The following is a 22199-nucleotide window of genomic DNA, read 5'->3' as shown; positions in this document are numbered from 1 at the left end:
GAAAAGTCGATTGGCCAGTTGACGCCTTCGCGCGCCGGACTAAACCTTGAACCATGTCCCTCAATCTCATAAAGCTCTGCGTCGGCTGCGACAGCGTCGAAGATCTCGAAGAGTGGATCGCCTTCCGCCTCGACGAACGGCGGCGCGCCGGTGAACCGGTCGAGCACTACCACACCACCCGCATGATGCCGACGCGCGGCGCCGAAATCACCGATGGCGGTTCGCTCTACTGGGTGATCAAGGGCAATGTGCAATGCCGCCAGTTGATCACCGAAATCCGTCCTTTCACCGATGACGAGGGTATCGGCCGCTGTCACCTGATCCTCGATCCCGCGGTCGTGCTGACCGAATGGCAGCCGCGCCGCGCCTTTCAGGGCTGGCGCTATCTGAAACCGTCGGACGCACCGGCCGATCTCACCAAGGGCAAAGCGGGATTGGTCGAAATGCCGCCGAAACTCAGGCGCGAGCTTGCCGATCTCGGCCTGCTCTAGAACGTATATCGCTTGCCTACCGAAATCGGCACGAGCCTTTCTTCTCCAAAAGCGTCTGAAAGGGCGTTCATGGCGCGCCAGCCGGTGCAATGACCGGCGACGATGCAGGCCAAGTTGAATTCGCCCATCGACTTGACGGTTTCAGGGATGATCCGCTCATTCGGACCAGCCAGATGCAAGCCTCCGACGACAGCGTGAATTGGCGTGTCGCCGAACGTTTCCTTCGCATGTTTCAGCACGTTGACTGCTCCGGCGTGAGTACATGCAGTGAAGATGATCAGACCCTTGCCCGTGACATTAACGGCGACGAACCGCTCGTCGATGAGCAACTCATCGGGTTCCCATCCCTCGCCGTTCAACTTCATCCGATGCTGCCCAGGAAGACCTCGCTCAAACGTTGTTACGCGCGGTATCTCGCCGCTCAGAAAAGCCATGCCGTTCGCTATCGGCTGCGCCTCGGTGGTGTTGATGACCTTGGCGCCATGAGCCGTCAGCGTGTCGATGCCCGGAACATCCTCCAAGAGCAGCATGCCGCCATCCGGCTGTTTCATCGCGCGTGTCCGGAACATGTCGGGGTGGGAATAATAAGGAATCCAGCGACCGCCATTCCGGTCACGGATGATCTGCAGCGCTCTTAGCATCGCCCCGCCATGGTCAAAATGGCCATGCGAAAGGACGATGGCTTCGACCGATCCCAGATCAACTCCCAGCCTTGAGACATTTTGCTCGAATATGCGGTCCTCCGGACCGCTGTCGAACAGGATGATCCTGATCTCCGCGCCCTGTCTGATCGTTATAAGGCAGGAAAGGCCATGCGCGGCGCAGCAGAGGCACGCGCCGCCAAGGACCCAGGCGCCGCGCCGCTTGCGTCCCAGCGCTCCAAATTCGGTTTCGACGAATGCAGGCACCGAGGAGAGATTGTCGGTTGTGTTGTCGACCAGAACGAGTACTTCGACGCTGTCAACAGGCTTGAGGTCTGGCATGATTACCTCCGGAGGGTCCACTTGTCTTGCCGACCAGGAAATTAGGTCGTACCAGCGACTTGGCAATCAAGCGTTGATCCAGGAAGACCCCCAAAATTCAAAGCTGCGATGTGATCGCCGGCCCTCCATCTCGCCTCATGCCGGGCTTGCAAGCTGTGCGACAACGCCACATCTTGAATGTCATGAGCGACAAGAAGCAGCCCGTGCCCGCAAAGGCCAATCCTGCGCCGGTCGAATCCCAATCGAGCACCGGCGAGATCGACGCGTTTATCCGTCAGGCAAGGACGCTGGCTGCGTCCGCGACCGGTACTGGCAGGCTGATCCTTTCCCTCGACGCGACCATGAGCCGCCAGCCGACCTGGGATCTCGCCTGTGCGCTGCAGGGCGAGATGTTCGACGCCGTCGGCAAGGCCGGGGCGCTCAAGGTCCAACTGGTCTATTTTCGCGGTTTTGGCGAGTGCCGCTCATCCGCATTCGTCACCGATACGAGCGCGCTGAAGCAGCTGATGACGCGGATCGAATGCCGCAGCGGCCACACCCAGATCGGCAAGGTGCTCGCCCATGCGCTGAAACAGACGGCGGCGGCCAAGGTCAACGCGCTGGTCTATATCGGCGACGCGATGGAGGAAAATATCGACGATCTGGCGGAAAAGGCCGGCAGCCTCGGGCTGCACGGCGTTCCTGTCTTCGTCTTTCAGGAGGGCCATGATGCCGGCGCGGAAAAGGCGTTCAAGGAAATTGCGCGGCTGTCCAAAGGCGCCTGGTTCCGATTTGATCGACGGGCCGCCGCAACCTTGGCCAGCCTGCTATCGGCGGTCGCGGTGTTTGCGACGGGCGGGCTGAAGGCTCTGGAGGCCAGGGGCAGGCCGGAAGACCGGCTGATGATCGAGCATCTGCGGAGCGGCAGGAAATGATGGGCGCGACTATCGCATTCGCGGCGTTGCTTTTGGTGCTGCTCGGCGTGGCCATGGTGTTTCTGCGCTCCGACCCCGCGAAACTCGCAAGCTGGATGAGGACGCTTGGGCCTGTCCTGCTGGCGCTGATCGGCGTCACCGCGCTTCTGGTTGGACGCGCAGGCATCGGCGGCTTGATCCTGTCGACGGCGCTCGCCTGGTATGGCTCGATGCGGATGAAGCGGCCGACGGCGAAACTGGAGCCGGGCAAGTATTCGACGGTGCGCACCGCGGCCCTCGAAATGGAGCTTGATCACGATACCGGCAATCTGGAGGGGCTCGTGCTCGCCGGCCGCCATGAAGGCAAGATGCTAGGCACGATGAGCCTTGCGGAATTGCAGCAGCTTTATCGCGAACTCCCCGGCGACCCGGAGAGCCGCCAGCTGCTAGAGACGTATCTTGACGGCAGATTTCCCATCTGGCGCAAAGACGCGGAGGCGAATGGTGGCGACGGGCTGGGTGTTTCGCCAGGTTCGGGCGCCATGACTAAGGAGGAGGCCTACAAGATCCTTGGTCTTGAAGCGGGAGCCGCCGCGGCGGATGTCCGCAAGGCGCACCGCCGCCTGATGCAGCGCCTGCACCCCGATCTCGGCGGCACTTCGTTTCTGGCGGCGCGGATCAACGAAGCCAAGGACGTCTTGCTCTCCAATCACAACTAGTCTCCTTCGACGCAGAATTCTTCCGGGAGATGGTTCGACGCCGCCTACTGGTGGACGGCGTAGCACTCGATTTTCTTTTTCTTCAGGGCGTTGCAGGCTTTCGAGGCGGCAGTCTTCGAGCCAAAGCCGAACCGGGCGCGGTAGTAAGTGACGCCGCCTTTCTCGAAGGCGACGGTGAAGCCCACAGCATCGGCCAGGACCGAAGGCGCCTGTTTGCTCGTCTCGTCCAGGAGAGCCTGGGCTTCGGACTGTTTTGGCGAAGAGGCGACCTGGACTGCCCAGCCGGACGGCACCGATGCCGTGTTGACGGGATCGACCTTTGCCGGTTCGCCATAGGCTGCTGCGACCCGTGCGGTCGCCACATCGTCCGCCGTGGCCGCGGCCATTGTCTCGAGCTTTTTGGTCCGAGAGACGGGCGTGGTCTCAACGACGGGGGTGGCTTCTTCAACGACGGGCTCGGCCTCCTCGACCAGGGAGGCAATGGCATCGCCGTCCGGGGCCTCGTTGTACGCCGCATCGTCTTCCGGCCTGCTGTCCGGCGTCGGCGCGTCGCGCTTGGGCAGGAATACTTTCGCCAGAGCGGTGATCGGGTTGCCGCCGCCAGCCTTGGCGATCAGCATGCCGCTGCCGCGCGACGACGCCTTCGGCAGGTAGGTTTTGATCAATGCGGCCATCTGGTTGTCGCGGCTGCCGCCGGATTTCCCGCCTATGACCACCGCGACGATGCGGCGATCGCCGTCGTCGACCGAGGAGACGAGATTATAGCCGGAGGCGCGGGTGTAGCCAGTCTTGATGCCGTCGACGCCCTTGATGCGTCCAAGCAGCCGGTTGTGGCCGTTGATGCGCCTGCGGCCGTAGAGAAAGGAACGCTGCGAGAAATAGCTGTAATACTGGGGAAAATGCTCCCGCAGCGCGATGCCGAGCACCGCCATATCGCGCGCGGTGGTGAACTGACCGGGATTTGGCAAGCCGTGGGCGTTGCGGAAAACGGTCCCCTTCATGCCCAGTGCCCGCGCCTTGGCAGTCATCATGTGGGCGAAATTGGCTTCATTGCCGCCGAGAAGTTCGCCGATTGCGGTTGCCGAGTCGTTTGCCGACTTGGTCACCATCGACAGGATCGCGGTCTCGACGGTGATCGCGCCGCCCCGTTTGACGCCGAGTTTGGTCGGCGGTTCGGCAGCAGCATTGGCCGAGAAGACGACCCGGGAGTTCTTGCCGATCTTGCCGTTCGCCATGGCCTCGAAGGCCAGGTAGAGCGTCATCATCTTGGTGAGCGAGGCGGGATAGCGTCGGCCATCGGCATTCGAAGAGTAAAGCACCTTGCCGGTCTTGGCGTCGATGACGATGGCCGCCGACCTCGCCGCCATGGACGAAGCAGCTCCGGCAACGACGAATGTCATCGTCAAAGCGAGGATCATGATCGTTTTCAAGGAGGACGCGGATTTGGAGAGAATGCCCGACAACGCCTGACGCACCGATGGTTCCTTTGAATTTTTGTTGCGGTGGAGGCGGCAAAGGGGTCCTGCCTCACTTCAAGCCAAGCTATCGCGGCCAGCGTTACCAATCCGTTTATGGTAACCGCGGCGTTCACCATTTTCTTCGAGCTTGAGCTTTTCTTTATTCGAATCTTAGCCATTTCCCGACGGCTGCGCCGATCTGCTGGCCGGATGGCCGGGGCCGCACCCGGTGAAAACCCGCACTCGGTAAAAAACTTGACTTTTGTGCAGTGCACAATATATTGCTTGCATTGCACAACGCGGCCCGGGACAAGGCCGCGTCCACCGCTCAAGGACAACTGGCAAGGGATTGCGTGAATGACCCAGACCTATGAAGATTTCAGCAAATACGGCAAGGAATTTGCGGATAGCGGCTTGAAGAGCTTCGCATCCCTTTCCAAGGGTGCGCAGGCCATCGCCACCGAGGCGGGCGAGTACACCAAGAAAAGCTTCGAGGCGGGCAGCGCAGCAGCCGAGAAACTTTTGTCGGCCAAGTCGCTGGAGAAGGCGATCGAGATCCAGTCCGATTTTGCCAGGCAGTCGTACGAAGCCTTCGTCACCGAAGCCACCAAGATCGGTGACCTCTATGCCGAACTCGCCAAGGAAGCCTACAAGCCATTCGAATCGATCGTCGCAAAGGCGAAATAATCTCGCTACAAGATGTGAACACGGCCCTTGGGCCAGCAAGACGGACCCGGTCGCCAACGTGCGGCCGGGTTTTTTTCATGGCAATCAAGTTTCCAGCCGATCGACGCTGATCTAAACAGCAATGAGCCAGCTTGTCGGTTTAACTTAAGGGCGAATGATGCATGGGACGATAAATGATGCCGGCGCTCCGCTAACGCTGGAACACATCAGCCGATGCTTCGGCGACACCCAGGCGCTGGATGACGTTTCGCTTTCGATTGCGCCTGGAGAGATCGTCTGCCTGGTCGGCCAGTCCGGTTGCGGCAAATCCTCGCTTTTGCGGATCATTGCAGGCGTCGATACTGCGGACAGCGGAAGAATTCTGCTCAATGGCATTGAGATCGCGGGCGCGAACAGCTTTGTCGAGCCCGAAGACCGCAACATCGGATTCATGTTCCAGGATTATGCCCTGTTCCCGCACCTGACCGTCGAGGAGAACGTGGCCTTCGGCCTCAAGCGGCTGTCGCGGCGCGAGGCGAGCGCCCGTGCGGCCGAGGTGATCGCCCGAATCGGCATCCAGGCGCTTTCCGGCCGTTACCCACACACGCTTTCAGGTGGCGAGCAGCAGCGAGTCGCACTGGCGCGGGCGCTTGCCCCAAAACCCGTCATCCTGCTGATGGACGAGCCTTTCTCGAACCTTGATCGTGGCCTGCGGGAGCGGGTGCGCGAGGAGACCATTTCGACGTTGAGAGCCTTGGGGACGACGGCGATCCTCGTCACGCACGACCCGGAGGAGGCCCTTTCCGTCGGTGACCGGGTTGTGCTGATGCAGGAGGGGCGGGTTGTGCAGGTCGGGACGGGCTACGATATCTATGATCATCCCAACTCACTCTACGCCGCCGAATTTCTGTGCCCGTGCAACAGGGTAGAGGGCATCTACCGCGATGGCCGGGTCGAAACGGTGCTGGGCAGCTTTCCAGCCCGGCTCGATCTTCCGGAAGGCGGCAAGGCGTTTGCCTGCATCCGCCCGCAGGCTGTCTGCCTTTCAGGTCCCGACGAAGGTCTGCCGGCGCTTGTCGTCAACCGCTCTTTTCTGGGTGAGATCGAACAATTGCTGGTCAGGATCGAGGGCGTTGCTGACCTCTTGCGCTTGCGCACCACCGGCCGGATCGATGTAAAGCCGGGTGAGCCGATCCACCTGACCGTAGATCCAGGCGGCGTCCTGATATTCGCTGCGGCATAAGTCGCAAGCGCTTTGGTCGCAAAGTAACTTGACTAAATTAGTCACATATGATCGAGCAATTCCTGGGCTGTCAACCAATGCCGGCCGCACCAATCAATTAATGGAGGACCGCTTCATGAAGAGCCTTTCCACATTGCGACTCGCCCTGGTGGGTGGCGTCTTCGCCCTCGCTGGCGGGGCCAGCGCCATGGCGGCCGAATTGAACATCTACACCACGCGTGAGCCTGGGCTGATCCAGCCGCTGCTTGACGCCTTCACCGCCTCGAGCGGCGTCAAGGTCAATACAGTCTTCATGAAAGATGGTCTGGCGGAGCGTGTGGCCTCGGAAGGGGAAAGCTCACCTGCCGATATTCTCATGACGGTCGATGTCGGCAACCTCGCTGACCTGGCCGAAAAAGGCCTGACGCAGCCGGTCGCATCAGATGTTCTGAAAGCCGCGGTCCCGGAGAACCTGCGTGACCCGGCCAACAACTGGTTTGCTCTGTCGATGCGGGCCCGCGTACTCTACGCGGCCAAGGATCTCGATCTTGCCGCGTTCAACTACGAGGACCTGTCCGATCCAAAATGGAAGGGCAAGGTCTGCATCCGGTCCGGCCAGCATCCCTACAACACCGCTCTTTTCGCCGATTACATCGCACATAACGGCGCCGAGGCGACGGAAGCATGGCTTGCCGCCGTCAAGGGGAATCTCGCCCGTAAGGCGGGCGGCGGCGACCGCGATGTGGCCAAGGACATCCTCGGCGGCATTTGCCAGATAGGCATCGCCAATTCCTACTACGTCGGACTGATGCGCTCCGGCAAGGGCGGTGAGGAGCAGGTCGCCTGGGGCGACGCGATCAAGGTCGTCCTGCCAACGTTCAAGGATGGCGGCACGCAGGTCAACGTCAGCGGCGCGGCCGTCGCAAAGCATGCGCCGAACAAGGGTGAGGCGGTCAAGCTGCTGGAATATCTGGTCTCCGACGACGCCCAGACACTCTATGCCAAGGCAAATTTCGAATACCCGGTCAAGGCCGGCGCTCCGATCGACCCGATCATCGCCTCGTTCGGTGCGTTGAAAGTCGATCCAGTGCCGATGACGGAAATCGTCAAGCATCGCAAGCAGGCAAGCGAACTGGCCGAGAAGGTCGGCTTCGACAACTGATGGGCGATCCGGGCGTGGGCAGTGCTGCGCCCGGTGATCTCCCGATATCGGATGTCGGCCTGCGAAGAGCCCCCACTGTGAAGGTCGCCCGGTACTGGTCCGGGCGACTGTGGTTCATGGCGACCGTGCTTGTCGCTGTGCTGGTGGCGACTCCGGTTCTCGCCCTTATCTGGCAGGCGCTGCGGGGATCGAGCGGGCTCTGGCCGCATCTCCTCGCCTATGTGCTGCCACAGGCCTTCCAGCAGACCACGGCGCTACTCATCGGCGTCGGTGTCCTCGTCACGCTTCTTGGCACCTCGACGGCCTGGCTTGTCACCGCCTATGACTTTCCCGGCCGCAGGTTTCTCGAATGGGCGCTGCTCCTCCCGCTCGCGGTGCCGACCTACATAATCGCCTACGTCTATCTCGATCTTCTCCATCCGATCGGCTTGGTCCAGGGTGCGCTCAGAGTGGCACTTGGCTTCACCAGCCCACACGAATTCCGCCTTCCCGACATCCGGTCAATGGGCGGCTGCATCGTGCTGCTCGGCTTCGTGCTCTACCCCTATGTGTACCTGACGACGCGGGCGATGTTTCTCACCCAGGCGGCCAATCTGGTCGAGGTGTCGCGCACGCTTGGAAGTGGCAAAGGCGGCGTCTTCTGGCGCGTTGCGCTGCCGCTGGCACGTCCGGCGATCGCCGTCGGCGTCAGCCTCGCGCTGATGGAGGCGCTGAACGACATCGGTGCCTCGGAGTTCCTGGGCGTGAAGACACTGACGGTCTCGGTCTACACGACATGGGTGACGCGGTCCGACCTGCCGGGCGCGGCGCAGATTGCGCTCGCCATGCTGTCATTGGTGGTCGCGCTCGTCACAACAGAGCGTTGGGCGCGCCGTCGTCAGCGTTATTGGTCGAGCGCACAAAAGGCGCGGAGTTTCACACCGCATCGTCTCGGAACCGTTTCGGGTCTGGTGGTTTTTGCGCTCGGCCTTCTGCCGGTGTTCATCGGGTTCATCGCCCCGGCGAGCTATCTTGTCGTCGAGGCGTGGAAGCGCGTCCGTTTCGCAGGGCTGTCGCCCCGGCTTTTGTCGGAAACGCTCAACACCGTCACCCTGTCGGCCATGGCCACGCTCGCAATCCTGCTCTTCGGCGTGATCATCGCCTATACGGCGCGCTCGCTTCCCGGCCGCGTCACGGCGGCTTTGCAGCGGATTTCCACGGTCGGCTATGCGATGCCTGGCACCGTGGTGGCCATCGGAATATTGTTGCCCGTCGCGGCCCTCGATCAGATGGTCGACCGAACCGCGCTCGCATGGCTGGGCGCGCCAACCGGCCTGCTGCTGATCGGGTCCGGAGCAGCGCTCGGCTACGCCTATGTCGCACGCTTCCTGGCGATTGCGGTCGGTTCGGTCGAGGCGGGCTTCAGCCGCATTCCGCGCTCGTTCGATCACGCCGCGCGCAGCCTCGGCCAGAATGTGACTGGCACATTCCGGCATATTCTTCTGCCGCTTTCGAAACCGTCGCTCGTCGCTGCGGGCTTGCTCGTGTTTGTCGATTGCATGAAGGAGTTGCCGGCGACGCTTCTGTTGAGGCCGCTTAATTTCGAGACCCTGGCGACGCATCTCTACGGCGAGGCGGCGCGCGGGACCTACGAGGAAGCCTCGATCGCGGCACTTGCCATAGTCCTCGTCGGCGCCTTGCCTGTCGCTGTTCTCGCTCGTGTTGGACGATGGAAATCCTGAGTGTGTCCTGCGCGACATGCATTAAAGCGCGTCTGTTGGCTGACGCATCCGCTCCACGCCTGTCGGATCGTGCCGATGCCCTCGATTTTGAAATCAGGGGCTCTGCTGCCTTCACGATTTCGAAAAATCGGTCAAGTTTGGCCACCTAGCCATATTGTCAGCTAAACAGAAGGGCTTAAAATCATTCATCGAACACCTACATGTCGAACGCGCATGGGGATTCGAAAAGGCAGGGTTACGTGACGACAGGTTTGACTGCCACAACAGATGTGGTGCGGATGCAAAACGGCAGCGACGGCAACGAGACCGGTCGCGGCACGGCCGTCATCACGCGCACTAAAACCAAGACCAAGAAGCCTAGCTTATATCGGGTCCTCATTCTCAACGACGACTACACGCCCATGGAATTCGTGGTTCACGTGCTGGAGCGTTTTTTCCAGAAGGACCGTGAAGCCGCCACACGCATCATGCTTCATGTTCACAATCATGGAGTGGGCGAGTGCGGGGTCTATACATTCGAGGTGGCCGAGACCAAAGTGTCTCAGGTCATGGATTTCGCCCGACAGAATCAGCATCCGCTGCAATGCGTGATGGAGAAGAAGTGAGGTAACATGCCGGCTTTCTCCCAAGGCCTGGAAAAGGCGCTTCACCAGGCGCTGACGCTCGCCAATGAGCGGCACCACGAATACGCAACCCTTGAACATTTGCTGCTCGCGCTCATCGACGATACCGAGGCGGCCGCGGTCATGCGCGCCTGCAACGTCGATCTCGACGAGTTGAAGCATACGGTTCTCACCTACATCGATACTGAGCTCGACAATCTGGTTACCGGCTATGACGAGGATTCCAAGCCGACGGCCGGTTTCCAGCGCGTCATCCAGCGCGCGGTGATCCATGTGCAGTCGTCCGGCCGCGAGGAAGTCTCCGGCGCCAACGTGCTCGTTGCCATATTCGCCGAGCGCGAGAGCCATGCCGCCTATTTCCTGCAAGAGCAGCAGATGACCCGCTACGACGCGGTCAATTACATCTCGCATGGCATCGCCAAGCGGCCCGGCGCATCCGAGACGCGGTCGCCGCGCGGCGCCGATGACGAGCAGGGCCAGAGCGGCGCCGAGCCGCAAGAGGACAGCGGCAAGAAAAAGCAGCAGCAGGACGCGCTGACCGCCTATTGCGTCAATCTGAACAACAAGGCCAAGGCCGGCAAGATCGATCCGCTGATCGGCCGCGAGTCTGAGATCAACCGCACCATCCAGGTGCTGTGCCGCCGTTCCAAGAACAATCCGCTCTACGTCGGCGACCCCGGCGTCGGCAAGACGGCGATCGCCGAGGGCCTCGCCAAGCGCATCGTCGAGGGCGACGTGCCGGAAGTGCTGCACAACGCCACCATCTTCGCGCTCGACATGGGGACATTGCTGGCCGGCACTCGCTATCGCGGTGATTTCGAGGAGCGGCTGAAGCAGGTCGTCAAGGAGCTCGAGGATTATCCGGGCGCGGTTCTGTTCATCGACGAGATCCACACCGTGATCGGGGCAGGGGCGACGTCTGGCGGCGCCATGGATGCGTCGAACCTGTTGAAGCCGGCGCTGTCGTCGGGAACGATCCGCTGCATCGGCTCGACCACCTACAAGGAGTTCCGCCAGTTCTTCGAGAAGGACCGCGCCTTGGTGCGGCGCTTCCAGAAGATCGACGTCAACGAACCGACCATCGAGGATGCCATCGAGATCATGAAGGGTCTCAAGCCGTATTTCGAGGAGTTCCACAAGGTTCGCTACACGGCTGAGGCGATCAAGGCTTCGGTCGAACTGTCGGCGCGCTACATCAACGACCGCAAGCTGCCGGACAAGGCGATCGACGTGATCGACGAGACCGGCGCCTCGCAAATGCTGGTGCCGGAGGCCAAGCGCAAGAAGACCATCGGCATCAAGGAGATCGAAGCGACGATCGCCACCATCGCCCGCATTCCGCCGAAGACGGTTTCCGCCGACGACGAGAAGGTGCTGGCCGGTCTCGACATCGAGCTGAAGCGCGTCGTCTACGGTCAGGACACCGCGATCACGGCTTTGACCTCGGCGATCAAGCTGGCGCGGGCCGGCCTGCGCGAACCGGAGAAGCCGATTGGCTCCTACCTGTTCTCGGGGCCGACCGGCGTCGGCAAGACCGAAGTGGCAAAGCAGCTCGCGGCCTCGCTCGGTGTCGAGCTGATCCGCTTCGACATGTCCGAATATATGGAACGCCACACCGTCTCACGGCTGATCGGTGCGCCTCCCGGCTATGTCGGCTTCGACCAGGGCGGCCTGTTGACCGACGGCGTCGACCAGCATCCGCATTGCGTGCTGTTGCTGGACGAGGTCGAGAAGGCGCATCCGGATCTGTTCAACATCCTGTTGCAGGTCATGGACCATGGCAAGCTGACCGACCACAACGGCAAGCAGATCGACTTCCGCAATGTCATCCTGATCATGACCACCAATGCGGGCGCCTCGGATGCGCAGCGCGCGGCTATCGGTTTCGGCTCGACCAAGCGCGAAGGCGACGATGTCGAGGCGATCAACCGGCTGTTCACGCCGGAGTTCCGCAACCGTCTCGATGCGATCATCCCGTTCGGCTCGCTGCCGGTGCCGGTCATCCACCAGGTGGTGCAGAAGTTCGTCATGCAGCTCGAGGCCCAGCTCTCCGAGCGTGGCGTCACCTTCGACCTGTCGCAGGAGGCGATCGCCTGGCTGGCCGAGAAGGGCTATGACGAGCGCATGGGAGCACGGCCGCTCGGCCGCGTCATCCAGGAGCACATCAAGAAGCCGCTGGCCGACGAGGTGCTGTTCGGCAAGCTCAAGAAGGGCGGCACGGTGCGTGTCACCGTCGACAAGAAGGAGACCGGCGAAACCGGGCTGAAGCTCGAGTCACTCGCCGACGAGGCGCCGGTCAAGCCGAAGAAGGAAGAACCGGACGACACGCCGAAGCCCAGGAAAGCTGCCGGCAAGAAGCCGGCCGCGAAAAAGGCGGTCGCGCAGAAGGCGGAGCCCAAGGGCAAGGATGGCAGCAAGCGCAGCCTGGTGCCGCAACTGCCTCGCAAGGGATGATGGCCTGAAAGCTAAAAAAGCCCCGGAAACGGGGCTTTTTTCGCTGGATGAAGAGCTGGTGGGTGGCTGAACGCGCGAAGCCCGGCATCAGTTTGTCAGCGCCGTCCGTATCTTGCCGGCATTCTCAGCCAACACTTCCGGCTTCTCCATCTGCCCACTATGCGGCTTCAAAGGGATGCCCTCGAAGCGTGGAATGACGTGGATATGGAGGTGGTAGACGGTCTGGCCCGAAGCGGGCTCGTTGAACTGCAGGATGGTGACGCCATCGGCGCCGAAGGCCTTCTTCACCGCCACCGCCACCTTTTGCACGATGGCGAAGAGTGAGCCGAATGTTGCCGGATCCGCGTCAAGCAGGTTGCGCGACGGCGCCTTCGGCACAACCAGCGTATGACCCGGCCCTTGCGGCATCACATCCATGAAGGCGACGACCGCGTCATCTTCATAGACGCGATGCGACGGGATTTCACCGCGCAGGATTTTCGCGAAGATATTGTTGCTGTCGTAGGTGGTTTTTTCGGCCATGGCGTGCGCTCCGGATTGTGCCTTGCTCCTACCGCATCGACCCGACAATCGGAATCGATCTTCGGAAAGTACGATGCTTTCGAGCGTGCTTTGTGCGTCCAATTGGACGCATGTCGCTCTAATCGTCCGCCGGATCCTTGCGGAACGGGGTGTGCTCTTCGAGATAGCCGGCCATCCGCTCCACTTCGCGGCGCTCGCGCCCGAGATAGTCGGCGACCGCATTACGCAAGCCGGGATGGGCGATGTAATGCGCCGAATGCGTCGTCACCGGCCTGTAGCCGCGCGCCAGCTTGTGCTCGCCTTGCGCGCCGGCTTCGACCACCTTCAGCTTACGGTCGATGGCGAAGTCGATCGCCTGGTGATAGCAGACCTCGAAATGCAGGAAGGGGTGGTCTTCGATGCAGCCCCAGTTGCGCCCGTAGAGCGCATCGGAACCGATGAAATTGATGGCACCGGCAATGTAGTGTCCATTGCGCTTGGCCATCACCAGCAGGATGTCGTCGGCCATGCGCTCGCCGATCATCGAGAAAAACGCGCGGCTGAGATAGGGCCGCCCCCATTTCCTGCTCCCGGTATCCATGTAGAAGGCAAAGAAGTCGTCCCAGACCCTTTCGGTCAGGTCCTTGCCGGTCAGCCAGTCGATCGAGATGCCGTGAGCGAGCGCCTCGCGCCGCTCCTTCCTCATCGCCTTGCGCTTGCGCGATGCCAGCGTGGCGAGAAAATCGTCGTAGGTCGAATAGCCCTCATTGAAGAAGTGGAACTGCTGGTCGGTGCGGTGCAAAAAACCCGCCGCTTCCAGCGCTTCGACATCCCTCAGCTGCGCGAAAGTCACATGCGCGGAGGAAACGCCGAGTTTTTCCGTCACCGCCTTCAGGCCGGCTGCCAGGCCGGCCTTCACGGCGCGACTGTCCTCGTCCTTGTTGACCAGCAGGCGAGGGCCGGTGACCGGCGTGAACGGCACGGCGCATTGCAGTTTTGGATAATAACGCCCGCCGGCGCGCTCGAACGCGTCCGACCAGCCGTGATCGAATACATATTCGCCCTGGCTGTGCGATTTCAGGTAGCAGGGAATGGCACCGAGCAGCTTTCCCTGCGCAGTCTCGAGCCTGAGATGATGGCCCTGCCAGCCGGTGCGCCGCACGGCGCAGCCGGAATCCTCAAGCGAGCTCAGAAAAGCGAATGAAACGAGTGGGTTGTATCCGTTTTCTGTATCGCCGCGTGAGGTCCCGCCGAGGCCATCCCATTCGGCGCAGGTGAAGGCTCCGATGCCGGAGGCAACCCGGATCGCATACGCTCCATTCGCCGTTTGCCCGTCGCCTTCATCGCCTTGATCCATGAGGCCTATTTAAGCTCCGTGCCGGTCCATGCAAGCTCAGTTCATGCAAGCTCGGTTCAGGCGACCTGCACAAGATCCGGCTCAAATCCTTCGAACGTCATCTGGTCGGCATATCTGAAGGTCAGGTCGACCGCCGGTTGGTCGAGCACGGTCCAGGTGATGACCGGCATTTTGAGCCTTTCGCGCACGAAACTGACAAACTGGTTCGGCAGGTCGCCGGCGGCGTAGGAGGCGAAGGCGATATCGTGCGCCAGCATGGCGAAATGCGCCTCGATCAGCTTGACTTCGTTGCCATAAGCGGTCAGCCCGCCCGGAATGCCGGGCGCGTGTTTTGGGAAGTCGCGGATCAGCCAGTGGTCGAACGACATGATCGCCGCCTTGCCCCTGTAGTTCTTGAGCATCTTGCCGACGCTTTCCACCAAGCCTTCGTCACGGCCGGGAACCCCTTTCAACTCGACGACCACCGGCACGCGACCATCGACCAGGTCGAGGGCCTGCTGCAGCGTCGGCAGACGATCTGATGTGCCGCCGATCTTGAGGGCCGTCATTTCTGCTGCCGTGCGCTGCCAGACGAAACCGTCCTGGCCGGTCAGCCGCTTCAGATCGCTATCGTGGATGATCACCGGGATGCGGTCTGACGACAGATGCACATCGCATTCGATCGCATAGCCGCGTTCAGCCGCAGCGGCAAAGGCGGAAAGCGTGTTCTCCCAGCGCGTCTTGTTCATGTCGTGGAGGCCGCGATGGGCAATGGGTCGGGCGGTCAGCCAGGAAAGGTTGGTCATGCCGGGCTCATTCGACTTCGAAGATGGCTTCGATTTCCACTGCGGCATTAAGCGGCAGGGAGGCGGCACCGACGGCGGCGCGAGCATGCCTGCCGGGATCGCCGAGCACTGCAACCAGTAGATCCGAGGCGCCGTTGGCAACCAGGTGCTGCTCGAAAAAATCCGGCGCCGAGGCGACGAAGACGGTGATCTTCACCACGCGGCGGATTTTCTCGAGATCGCGAAGTGCTGCCTTGGCCTGCGCCAATATGTTGATCGCGCAGTATTTTGCCGCTTCCTGGCCGATTGCGATGTCGACATCACGGCCGAGCAGGCCACTCGCCTGCAGCTTGCCCTCGCTGAGCGGCAGTTGTCCGGCGATGAACAGCAGATTGCCTGATCTGCAATAGGGCACGTAGTTGGCGGCGGGCGCGGCAGCGACCGGAAGCGTCACGCCGAGATCGCTTAGCCGCTTTTCGATTGTTTCACTCATGGTATTTCCCTATTGCTTGATGACGCTGCGCAGGCCGGGCCGAAATTGCAATTTTTGCCTCGCTTCCGCCACGACTTTTTTTAAGCTGGACCCTCTTTCCCTGCGGCCTGCCATCAGGCGCGATGATCGGAGCCCCTCATGCGCGCAACACGCCTCGCATTCCACGCTGTCCTGCTGCCAGCGGTGTTCTCGATGGCGCCGGCTTTTGCCGTACCGGCGCTGCAGGCGCATCGCGCGGTTTACGATCTGACCCTGGACAAGGCCTCCGACCGCTCCGGCATCACCGGCATTTCCGGCCGCATGGTCTATGAGTTCAACGGCTCGCCTTGCGAAGGCTATACGGTGAAGTTCCGTTTCGTCACCCAGATCGTCACCAACGAGAATACAAGGCTGACCGACCAGCAGACGACCACTTTCGAGGACGCCGAAGGCAAGACCTTCTCGTTCGTGACAAAATCCTTTGTCGACCAGACTCTCGACAAGGAGGTCAAGGGCACCGCGACGAAGGAGACAAACGGCCTCAAGGTCGACATCGACAAGCCGGAGAAGAGCAGCGTCGAACTGCCGGCCACACAGTTTCCGACGCAGCATCTGGCCGAACTGATCGACAAGGCCGAAAAGGGCGAAAATTTCTACGAAACCAACCTGTTCGACGGTTCGGAAGATGCCAACAAGGTGATGACCACCACCGTCGTCGTCGGCAAGAAAGCCGATGCCGACAAGACCGATCCGGAAGTGCCGGCACTGGCAAAACTCGCCACCGACAAATACTGGCCAGTCGACATCGCCTATTTCGACAGCACCGACAAGTCAGGCGAGGAGGTGCCGGAATACCGGATCAGCTTCAAGCTGCATGAGAACGGCATCACGCGCGACCTGCTCATGGACTACAACGACTTCTCGATGACCGGCAAGCTGGTCAATCTTTCGCTGTTCGATCAGACGAAACCCTGTCCGCCGAAATAGAGCCCTGGGTTAGCCACGCCCGCAAGGCGGCGGCGAATGACTTGAACACGCCGCAATTGCATTTCAACCTCTACGCCGAGGGATCGATCGGGGGGTGGGTTGAGCAAAATCGATGTGTTCGTGGCGCCGACGCCCAATCCGGCGCTGATCAGGATCATGACTGTCGTCAACCGGGTCGTCATGCTGCGTGGCATTCCCGGGTTTCGCGACCTGTTGCCGTTCAACCGCGTGGCCGGATTGCGCGGTGTCGCCAATGTCCGCCATATCGACTTTCCCGACGACGACCGGCAGCGGCTGAAGGCCTGTTGCGGCGCAGGCAAGGCAACATTCATTACGCCCAACCATCCGGAATTCTTCACCGACTGGATGATCGACAAGGAGATCGTCTCGAGGGTCAGTCCGCTCGCGGCATCCTGGGCGACGCATGGCGTCGTCAACGGCCTCGGCCGGATCATGCAGAAATTCTGGCTGGCCAACAATCTGATCGCCCAGATACCCGGCAACAGCGGCGCTGCCAAGGAACACTCGATCGCCTGGGCGCTGAAAGGGCATGGCGTTCTCTTGCATCCCGAAGGCGGCGTCGGCTGGCATGGCAATGTCGTCGCTCCGCTTCTTCCGGGGGCTGTCGAGATGGGGTTCGAAGCGCTCAAGCGCGGTCGCGTCACGGATCAGGATTTCAAAGTCTGGATCGCGCCGGTTGTCTGGAAGCTCGCCTTCACCAAAAATGTCGAGCCGGCGCTGGCGCAGGAATGCGCCTATGTCGAGAAGAGCCTGAAGATTGAGCGTCGTGCCGTCGATACGCTGCCGGAGCGCGTCCACCATATCTATGCGACGCTGCTGTCGCGCGATGAGATTGCCTGCGGCATGGCGCCCGACGAACGGGCTTCGTATGCTACGCGGCACAAGCAATTGCTGCGCGAATTGAGCCGGCGCCTGGGGGAGAGTATTTCGGTCGATCCCGGCGCCAGCGAGATCGCCGAGCTTTTGCGCCGGGCGCGCCGCTGGCTGCGGGAAGGCACCGGCGACGCCGAGCGACAAAAACAGATCCGCTCGCTGGCGGACACGATCCAGCGTCTCCAACGCGTCGGACCGTGGGCCTCAGCCAATCCGCGCATTGCGCAAGAGGAGATCGCAGAGCATCTGAAGCGTATCCGAAATGATTATTGCAAGGGCACGCTGCGCGACACGGTCAATTGCGTCGTACCGCAACCGGCCGGGCCGCGCTGCGCGCATATCCGGGTGCCGGAGCCGTTGGGATTGCACGCCTTTCCGGGCTCTATCGACGATGCCCTCGCCGAACTGCACCGGCGCATGCAGGAGACCATCACCACGACCGTGGCCGAACTCGAAGCCGCCGGCAGCTTCATTTTCTATCCGAATCCCTTCTATCATCGCTAGGATTGGCATCTCTAGCATTGGCATCGCTGACGTTGGATTTCGGCTGCGGGTGAGCTGCGGCTCCGCTGGTCGGCGCAAGATGAAGGAGTGCGGCAAGCCTCATGGCGGTCTATGTCGACGCGGCGATCTGGAAATGGGTCGGCCACCGCTGGTGTCACCTGCTGGCCGACGACACCGACGAGCTGCATCGTTTTGCGGCACAGCTCGGCGTCAAGCGCTCGTCCTATCAGGGGCCGCCGAAGACATCGGCGCCGCATTATGACATAACCGGCTTCGAGCGCGACCGTGCGGTGCGGCTAGGCGCCGTCGAATGCAGCCGCGAGGAGATCGTTGCTGTTTTCCGGCGGGTCCGGGTGCCGAAGGGGAAGATACGACCATGACGTTGACGGCATTTCTGGCTTACTGCGCTGCGATCACATTTGCCGCCGCCACGCCTGGCCCGGCGGTATTCACGGTCATTGCCAACGGCGTCTCGCGCGGGTTCGTTCGCGCGTTCCTGGCTGGCCTCGGTATCGCCGCTGGCGACGCGGTGCTGGTGACCTTGGCGCTGCTCGGTCTGGTGGCACTGGCACAGACCTTCGAATGGGTTTTTCTCATCCTGAAATATGCGGGTGCAGCCTATCTGATGTTTCTTGGCGTCAGGATGTGGAGATCGGCTTCCGCGCGATCGAATGGACTGGAGGTTACGCAGGCAAGACTGTCTCGATCGTTTTACCTCGGCATCTCCATCGCATTGGGCAATCCCAAGGCGATCCTGTTCCACGCCTCCATCATGCCGTTGATCCTCGATCTCAATGCAATGAACTTCGCTGAGGGGCTGCTCGTGGTTACGGTCGTGATCGGCGTCAACATTATCACTATGGGCGTTTATGCGGTGCTTGCCGGGCAGGCTTCGGGCTGGTTCAAGACGCCAAGGCGGATGCGCTTGATGAACAGGTTTGCCGGCGGCGCCATGATCGGCACCGGTGCGCTGATCGCCGCACGCTGAGCCGCAAGACACCGCAGCGCTTGCGTTTGCCGCGCATCCCCTCTATATGCGCGCTCATTCCACACACGGACTTTGGTGTCTGCCCGGGAGAAATCCGGCTGAAACCTCCGGTGGCGTTCGAGGACAAAGTCCAGAAATGCCTGTGTCCGTGGAGGCTAACCGGAAAAGGACATAAGAATGGCTCTGCCTGATTTCAGCATGCGCCAGCTTTTGGAAGCTGGCATTCACTTCGGCCACCAGACCCACCGCTGGAACCCGAAGATGGCGCCCTATATCTATGGCGCCCGCAACAACATCCACATCATCGACCTCTCGCAGACGGTGCCGCTGCTGCACCAGGCGCTGAAGCAGGTTTCCGACACCGTCGCCAAGGGTGGCCGCGTGCTGTTCGTCGGCACCAAGCGCCAGGCGTCCGACATCGTCGCCGACGCCGCACAGCGCTCGGCCCAGTACTATGTCAACTCCCGCTGGCTCGGCGGCATGATGACCAACTGGAAGACGATCTCGAACTCCATCCAGCGCCTGCGCAAGCTTGACGAGATGCTGGCTGGCGAGGCCCAGGGGCTGACCAAGAAGGAGCGCCTCAACCTCGACCGCGAGCGCGAGAAGCTCGACAAGGCGCTGGGCGGCATCAAGGACATGGGCTCGACGCCAGACCTGATGTTCGTGATCGACACCAACAAGGAAGCGATCGCCATCCTCGAGGCCAAGCGTCTCGGCATCCCGGTCGTCGCCATCATCGATTCCAACTGCGACCCGGACAAGATCGATTTCCCGATTCCGGGCAATGACGACGCGGCCCGCGCCATCCAGCTCTATTGTGATCTGATCGCCAAGGCTGCAATCGACGGCATTGCTCGCCAGCAGGGCGCGCTTGGCGTCGACGTCGGCGCTTTGGCCGAGGCTCCGATCGAGCCGGCACTCGAGCCGACGCCAGCCGCCGAGACACCGGCCGCCCAGACACCGGAAGCGTAACAGCGAAGGCCGGTTTCGGCCTTCATCTTTCTCATATTTTGGCGCGCTGAGCGCTGGCGCCAGGCGCATCATCGAGGACCGGTGGTGCGTCGGTGCATTTTAAACAAAGAGGCGACAATGAGCATTTCGGCTGCACAGGTCAAAGAACTCCGCGACTTGACCGGCGCGGGCATGATGGACTGCAAGATGGCGTTGAACGAGACCAACGGCAACATGGAAGAGGCCGTCGACTGGCTGCGCAAGAAGGGCATCTCCAAGGCCGACAAGAAGGCCGGCCGTACCGCGGCCGAAGGGCTCATCGGCGTCGATTCCGGCGTGCGTGAGGCGGCGGTCGTCGAGGTCAACTCCGAGACCGACTTCGTTGCCCGCAACGCTGCCTTCCAGGAGATCGTCGCCAACGTCGCCAAGGTGGCGCTCGCCTATGGCGGCAAGACCGAGGCCGTCGCAGCAGCCCCGTATCCCGGTTCCGACAAGTCAGTCGCCGACACCATCAAGGACGCTGTCGGCACCATCGGCGAGAACCTTGGCTTCCGCCGTTCGGCCAAGCTCACCGTCGAGCAGGGCGCCGTCGCAACCTACGTCCACAACGCGGTTGCCGACGGCCTTGGCAAGCTCGGCGTGCTGGTCGCCATCGAGACATCTGGCAACGCCCAGGCCGCCAACGCCTTTGCGCGTCAGGTCGCCATGCATGTCGCCGCCACCAACCCGATGGCGCTGACCACGGAAGAACTCGATCCGGCGGCGGTCGAGCGCGAGAAGGCGATCTTCGCCGACCAGGCGCGCCAGTCCGGCAAGCCGGAAGCGATTATCGAGAAGATGGTCGAGGGCCGTCTGCGCAAGTTCTACGAAGAGGTCGTGCTGCTCAAGCAGGCTTTCGTGCTCAATCCCGACATCACCGTCGAGAAGGCGCTGCAGGATGCCGAGAAGGAAATCGGCGCACCGGCCAAGATCACTGCCTATCTGCGCTTCGCGCTCGGCGAGGGCATCGAGAAGGACGAGACCGATTTTGCGGCGGAAGTCGCGGCGGCGGTCAAGAAGTAAAACGCACTTTCTGAAAGACTTTACGGCCGGGTGTCCGCGAGGTTGCCCGGCCGATTTCTTGCGCGGTATCGATGAAGGCCAGGCGTCGGCGACAGGCCGGCTGGCTATCTGCTCATGCCCGGATCTGCTCATGCAAGGATCTACACGCACAGGTTGCATTTGCCGGTGTAAGCCAATGGCTGGAAGAGCATTTGCCGGTTCCGGCGCCGCGTGACATCGCAGCGCCCTTCGTGTATCGGAACGCCAAATGTTTCGGGGCAGCGCCTGCGCGGGGAAGCCGCCCCGGCGCGTCACACGCATAATGATGAGGACCAGATGACGGTGAAGCCCCTCTACCGACGTGTCTTGCTGAAAGCGTCGGGCGAAGCGCTGATGGGTGAGCAGCATTTCGGCATCGACGTGTCGGTGGTCGATCGCATCGCCGCCGACATCGCCGAGGCCCGCACCCTTGGCATCGAGGTTGGGGTTGTCATTGGCGGCGGCAACATCTTTCGCGGCGTCGCCGTTGCCTCCAAGGGCGGAGATCGCGTCACCGGCGACCACATGGGCATGCTCGCCACCGTCATCAATTCGCTGGCGCTGCGCACCTCGCTGAACAAGATCGGGGTCGACGCGGTGGTGCTGTCTGCAATCGCCATGCCTGAGCTTTGCGAGAGCTTTTCGCAGCGCCAGGCGACCGCCTACATGAACCAGGGCAAGGTCGTCATCTTTGCCGGCGGCACCGGCAATCCGTTCTTCACCACCGATTCGGCCGCGGCGCTGCGCGCGGCGGAAATCGGCGCCGACGCGCTGTTCAAGGGCACCCAGGTCGATGGCGTCTATTCCGCCGATCCCAAGAAGGACCCGCATGCGACCCGCTTCGAGCGCATCAGCCATGGCGAAGTCATAAAACGCGGTCTTTCGATCATGGATACGGCCGCGATTGCACTTGCGCGCGAAAACAACATCCCGATAATCGTCTATTCGATCCACGAGAAGGGTGGTTTCGGTGATATTCTGAGGGGCGGCGGACGTTGCACGGTCGTCACGGACGACTGATCGGGAGCTCGATGCCGAACCGAAGGTTTTCCGTAGGCGAAAAACGGGAACCGGTTCTCGGATCGAGGCTTGAATACGGGTTACCCTGAAGTGAATCCGGCTAACGGGTCGAGGAGACGATGATGAGTGGCGAATACGATGATCTCAAACGGCGCATGGACGGGGCGATCGCTGCGTTCAAGCACGATCTGGCTTCGCTGCGGACCGGCCGCGGGGGGGGGGGGGGGGGGGGGGGGGGGGGGGGGGGGGGGGGGGGGGGGGGGGGGGGGGGGGGGGGGCGGGGGGGG

At 61.8% G+C, this 22199-nt stretch carries 23 protein-coding genes and 1 pseudogene; 18 read left to right on the top strand and 6 right to left on the bottom strand.

The window, feature by feature from the left end; genetic code table 11:
- Window positions 1-53: 53 nt before the first annotated feature.
- Window positions 54-491: a DUF1489 family protein gene (locus tag AC0L17_RS31840; protein WP_473490215.1), complete on the top strand. Its 438-nt coding sequence runs from the start codon at window positions 54-56 to the stop codon at window positions 489-491.
- Here the strand turns inward: AC0L17_RS31840 and AC0L17_RS31835 are convergent.
- A complete protein-coding gene (locus AC0L17_RS31835) occupies window positions 488-1474 on the bottom strand; it encodes an MBL fold metallo-hydrolase (RefSeq protein ID WP_473518675.1) in 987 nt (328 codons plus the stop codon). The genes AC0L17_RS31840 and AC0L17_RS31835 overlap by 4 nt on opposite strands.
- 182 nt (window positions 1475-1656) lie before the next feature.
- Here AC0L17_RS31835 and AC0L17_RS31830 point away from each other — a divergent pair, with 182 nt between their 5' ends.
- Window positions 1657-2388 carry a vWA domain-containing protein gene (locus AC0L17_RS31830; protein WP_473518674.1) on the top strand — a complete coding sequence of 244 codons (732 nt, stop codon included), beginning with the start codon at window positions 1657-1659 and terminating at the stop codon, window positions 2386-2388.
- Window positions 2385-3086, top strand: a complete 702-nt coding sequence (locus tag AC0L17_RS31825; protein ID WP_473518673.1) for a DnaJ domain-containing protein — start codon at window positions 2385-2387, stop codon at window positions 3084-3086. The genes AC0L17_RS31830 and AC0L17_RS31825 overlap by 4 nt, the downstream gene beginning before the upstream one ends.
- Before the next feature lie 44 nt (window positions 3087-3130).
- Here AC0L17_RS31825 and AC0L17_RS31820 read toward each other — a convergent pair whose 3' ends face one another.
- On the bottom strand, window positions 3131-4453 hold the full coding sequence (locus AC0L17_RS31820) for a D-alanyl-D-alanine carboxypeptidase (protein WP_473518672.1): 1323 nt from the start codon (window positions 4451-4453) through the stop codon (window positions 3131-3133).
- On the opposite strand from AC0L17_RS31820, the gene AC0L17_RS31815 reads away from it, so the two are divergent.
- The 7 genes from AC0L17_RS31815 to clpA all read left to right on the top strand — a co-directional run bounded on the left by AC0L17_RS31815 (window position 4431) and on the right by clpA (window position 12391).
- Window positions 4431-4556 carry a hypothetical protein gene (locus AC0L17_RS31815; RefSeq protein WP_473518671.1) on the top strand — a complete coding sequence of 42 codons (126 nt, stop codon included), beginning with the start codon at window positions 4431-4433 and terminating at the stop codon, window positions 4554-4556. The two genes, AC0L17_RS31820 and AC0L17_RS31815, sit on opposite strands and share 23 nt — an antisense overlap.
- A gap of 344 nt (window positions 4557-4900) precedes the next feature.
- Window positions 4901-5230: a phasin family protein gene (locus tag AC0L17_RS31810; protein ID WP_023801209.1), complete on the top strand. Its 330-nt coding sequence runs from the start codon at window positions 4901-4903 to the stop codon at window positions 5228-5230.
- 157 nt (window positions 5231-5387) lie between these two features.
- Complete coding sequence (locus AC0L17_RS31805; protein WP_473518670.1) at window positions 5388-6452, top strand: ABC transporter ATP-binding protein; 1065 nt, start codon at window positions 5388-5390, stop codon at window positions 6450-6452.
- Window positions 6453-6567: 115 nt separating this feature from the next.
- Window positions 6568-7593, top strand: a complete 1026-nt coding sequence (locus AC0L17_RS31800) for an extracellular solute-binding protein (protein WP_473518669.1) — start codon at window positions 6568-6570, stop codon at window positions 7591-7593.
- Window positions 7593-9314 (top strand): ABC transporter permease, encoded by a 1722-nt coding sequence (locus AC0L17_RS31795; protein WP_473518668.1) that lies wholly within the window; start codon window positions 7593-7595, stop codon window positions 9312-9314. Before AC0L17_RS31800 ends, AC0L17_RS31795 begins: the two co-directional genes overlap by 1 nt.
- A 278-nt stretch (window positions 9315-9592) precedes the next feature.
- Entirely contained in the window at window positions 9593-9919 is a 327-nt protein-coding gene (gene clpS, locus AC0L17_RS31790; RefSeq protein WP_023801212.1) for an ATP-dependent Clp protease adapter ClpS, read from the top strand.
- Window positions 9920-9925: 6 nt separating this feature from the next.
- On the top strand, window positions 9926-12391 hold the full coding sequence (gene clpA / locus AC0L17_RS31785) for an ATP-dependent Clp protease ATP-binding subunit ClpA (RefSeq protein ID WP_023801213.1): 2466 nt from the start codon (window positions 9926-9928) through the stop codon (window positions 12389-12391).
- An 87-nt stretch (window positions 12392-12478) separates the two neighbouring features.
- Here clpA and AC0L17_RS31780 read toward each other — a convergent pair whose 3' ends face one another.
- The 4 genes from AC0L17_RS31780 to AC0L17_RS31765 form a co-directional block, all read right to left on the bottom strand.
- Entirely contained in the window at window positions 12479-12913 is a 435-nt protein-coding gene (locus AC0L17_RS31780; protein ID WP_473518667.1) for an HIT family protein, read from the bottom strand.
- Window positions 12914-13031: 118 nt separating this feature from the next.
- Window positions 13032-14249 (bottom strand): GNAT family N-acetyltransferase, encoded by a 1218-nt coding sequence (locus AC0L17_RS31775; protein WP_473518666.1) that lies wholly within the window; start codon window positions 14247-14249, stop codon window positions 13032-13034.
- Between the two features lie 56 nt (window positions 14250-14305).
- Entirely contained in the window at window positions 14306-15034 is a 729-nt protein-coding gene (locus AC0L17_RS31770; RefSeq protein ID WP_473518665.1) for a glycerophosphodiester phosphodiesterase, read from the bottom strand.
- A gap of 7 nt (window positions 15035-15041) precedes the next feature.
- Complete coding sequence (locus tag AC0L17_RS31765; RefSeq protein WP_473518664.1) at window positions 15042-15506, bottom strand: RidA family protein; 465 nt, start codon at window positions 15504-15506, stop codon at window positions 15042-15044.
- Between the two features lie 138 nt (window positions 15507-15644).
- On the opposite strand from AC0L17_RS31765, the gene AC0L17_RS31760 reads away from it, so the two are divergent.
- The 8 genes and pseudogenes from AC0L17_RS31760 to AC0L17_RS31725 form a co-directional block, all read left to right on the top strand.
- Window positions 15645-16472, top strand: a complete 828-nt coding sequence (locus AC0L17_RS31760) for a cell envelope integrity EipB family protein (RefSeq protein ID WP_023801218.1) — start codon at window positions 15645-15647, stop codon at window positions 16470-16472.
- Window positions 16473-16571: 99 nt separating this feature from the next.
- Window positions 16572-17870 carry a hypothetical protein gene (locus AC0L17_RS31755; protein ID WP_473518663.1) on the top strand — a complete coding sequence of 433 codons (1299 nt, stop codon included), beginning with the start codon at window positions 16572-16574 and terminating at the stop codon, window positions 17868-17870.
- A gap of 101 nt (window positions 17871-17971) precedes the next feature.
- The gene (locus AC0L17_RS31750; protein ID WP_027151900.1) at window positions 17972-18250 is read left to right on the top strand and encodes a DUF4031 domain-containing protein; all 279 of its coding nucleotides are present in this window, start codon (window positions 17972-17974) and stop codon (window positions 18248-18250) included.
- On the top strand, window positions 18247-18858 hold the full coding sequence (locus AC0L17_RS31745) for a LysE family translocator (RefSeq protein ID WP_287174260.1): 612 nt from the start codon (window positions 18247-18249) through the stop codon (window positions 18856-18858). The genes AC0L17_RS31750 and AC0L17_RS31745 overlap by 4 nt, the downstream gene beginning before the upstream one ends.
- A 177-nt stretch (window positions 18859-19035) precedes the next feature.
- Window positions 19036-19833, top strand: coding sequence for a 30S ribosomal protein S2 (gene rpsB, locus AC0L17_RS31740; RefSeq protein ID WP_027151898.1), 798 nt, complete (start codon window positions 19036-19038; stop codon window positions 19831-19833).
- A 117-nt stretch (window positions 19834-19950) separates the two neighbouring features.
- Window positions 19951-20874, top strand: coding sequence for a translation elongation factor Ts (gene tsf / locus AC0L17_RS31735; RefSeq protein ID WP_128182993.1), 924 nt, complete (start codon window positions 19951-19953; stop codon window positions 20872-20874).
- Window positions 20875-21189: 315 nt separating this feature from the next.
- The gene (gene pyrH, locus AC0L17_RS31730; protein ID WP_023801221.1) at window positions 21190-21912 is read left to right on the top strand and encodes a UMP kinase; all 723 of its coding nucleotides are present in this window, start codon (window positions 21190-21192) and stop codon (window positions 21910-21912) included.
- 122 nt (window positions 21913-22034) lie between these two features.
- A pseudogene (locus tag AC0L17_RS31725) lies at window positions 22035-22124 on the top strand (ribosome recycling factor); the annotation flags it as partial.
- Window positions 22125-22199: the final 75 nt, after the last annotated feature.

This window comes from Mesorhizobium sp. WSM4829 (assembly GCF_055811475.1).
The sequence above is the reverse complement of the archived record's forward strand: the minus strand, read 5'-3'. Positions and strand labels throughout refer to the sequence as shown.